The 1,844-nt window shown below is 70.0% G+C and carries 2 protein-coding genes and 1 pseudogene; 1 reads left to right on the top strand and 2 read right to left on the bottom strand.

The genetic code is table 11. The features are described from left to right. Window positions 1–170: 170 nt before the first annotated feature. The gene (locus VOI19_RS18895; protein ID WP_323794478.1) at window positions 171–911 is read left to right on the top strand and encodes a response regulator transcription factor; all 741 of its coding nucleotides are present in this window, start codon (window positions 171–173) and stop codon (window positions 909–911) included. Here VOI19_RS18895 and VOI19_RS18890 read toward each other — a convergent pair. Together VOI19_RS18890 and VOI19_RS18885 are read right to left on the bottom strand one after the other, a co-directional pair. Further along, window positions 884–1,264: an Hpt domain-containing protein gene (locus VOI19_RS18890; RefSeq protein WP_323794477.1), complete on the bottom strand. Its 381-nt coding sequence runs from the start codon at window positions 1,262–1,264 to the stop codon at window positions 884–886. The genes VOI19_RS18895 and VOI19_RS18890 overlap by 28 nt on opposite strands. Before the next feature lie 116 nt (window positions 1,265–1,380). Continuing rightward, window positions 1,381–1,844, bottom strand: a pseudogene (locus VOI19_RS18885) (bifunctional glutamine-synthetase adenylyltransferase/deadenyltransferase); the annotation flags it as partial.

The following is a 1,844-nucleotide window of genomic DNA, read 5'->3' as shown; positions in this document are numbered from 1 at the left end:
TCGAGCGTCGACCACGGGTGTCGACCTTCCTCGAAAGGTAGAAGCGCTGCATGTCGGGCATGTTTCGTACGTGTGTCGCTGGACGGTGAGCGTGTGTGACGTACGCCGCACCGGACGCGCCATGAAGACGGCTCCTCACTCTCGCCCACTCGTCTGGCAGACTCCCCGTCGTGTCTCAGGAGCCTCAGGAAGAACGTCGCGCCCTCGTCGTGGAGGACGACGATGACGTGCGCGCGCTCATCGAGTTCACCCTCAGCACCCAGGGCTTCGTGGTCCAGGCGGTCGACTCCGGACTCGCCGGCATCGAGGCGGTCCGCACCTTCGACCCCGACCTCATCACTCTCGACGTCGGGCTGCCCGGCATCGACGGGATCGAGACGTGTCGACGGATCCGCGAGTTCGCCGACGCCTACATCATCATGATCACCGCGCGCGACGACGAGATCGACCGGCTGCTCGGACTCGAGACCGGCGCCGACGACTACCTGTCGAAGCCCTTCAGCGTGCGCGAGCTCAAGGCGCGGGTGAACGCCCTCTTCCGGCGTCCCCGACGCGGCGTCGGCGCGGTCGCCTCTCAGCAGCCCGTGGCGGTCCCCGACCACGAGGTCCTCGAGCACGGCCGGCTCCGGGTCGACGTCGACGGGCGTCGCGCGTTCAACGGCACGCTCGAGCTGGCGCTCACGCGCACCGAGTTCGACCTGCTCGCCGAGCTGATGCGCACCCCCGCCCGGGTCTGGACCCGCGAGGCGCTGCTGCGCTCGGTCTGGGGCACCGACTGGGCGAGCGACACCCACCTCGTCGAGGTCCACATCGGCAACCTGCGGCGCAAGCTGGAGGGCGACTCCGGAGAGGGTCGCCACATCCGCACGGTGCGCGGTGTCGGCTACCGGATGGAGTCGGTCGACTCCTGAGCGTGCAGGTCCTCGTCGAGATACGCGGTGAGGGCCGCCGCGGCCCGCTCCGCAGCGGCGCGCAGCGACGAGCCCGCCTTCCGCGCTGAGCCCAGGTCGGCGGCACGCAGGGCGTCCGCGACCCCTGTGGCGACGTCAGCGATCTCGACCAGGCCGGTCATGATCGAGGAGACGCGCAGGCTGTGTGCGGCGTCGAGGGCCCGGTCGCTGTCGGCCTGCTCGAGCGCCTCGAGGATCCGCGTCACCCGGTCGTCGAGCATGCGCCGGTAGGTGCCCACCAGGGAGTGCACGAACTCCGGGCTCTGCGTGTCGCCCTCCAGCCGTCGTAGGGCGGAGACGTCGAAGACGGTCATCGCGTCCTCCTCCCCAGGTGCCGTCGAATCGTGGCTCGGCGTCGTCATCGGCTCCAGCATGGTGCCGCTACATCCAGACCCTGCCTGCTCCGCCTCAAGGAATCCTCAAGAAACCCTCACCAAAAGACACGATCGACGACAGCACGGGCCTGACGGGTGCTACGCAGGTGGTCGTTGACCATCTCGTCGGTGCACCCGGCGGGGTAGCCGAGGATGCTCGCCACCGCCGCTCGCTCGCGTGCGTCGCGAGGCAGCTGGTCCGAACCCTTGCCTCGGGCCAGCGCCACGGCGTTGCGGACCCGGCTCACCGAGCGCCACGCGTCGCACAGGATCTCCGCGTCGTGCGCGTCGAGCAGCCCGGCCTCGGCGGCGGCTGCTGCCGCAGGCAACGTGCGCGGGGTGCGCAGGCCCTCGACCTCGGCGGCGTAGCGCATCTGGAGCAGCTGCACGGTCCACTCGATGTCGGCCAGTCCCCCGCGACCCAGCTTGAGGTTCAGGTGGGGGTCGGCGCCCTTGGGCAGTCGCTCGTTGTCGACGCGCGCCTTGATCCGGCGCACCTCGAGGATGTCGTAGTCGGTCA

It is taken from the genome of Nocardioides sp. (assembly GCF_034670285.1).
Taxonomy (GTDB): Bacteria; Actinomycetota; Actinomycetes; order Propionibacteriales; family Nocardioidaceae; genus Nocardioides.
This window is presented reverse-complemented; position numbering and strand designations above follow the sequence as displayed.

Coding starts and splice junctions, on each gene's coding strand:
- VOI19_RS18890 (WP_323794477.1), bottom strand. CDS start 1,264: ATGACCGTCTTCGACGTCTCCGCCCTACGACGGCTGGAGGGCGACACG.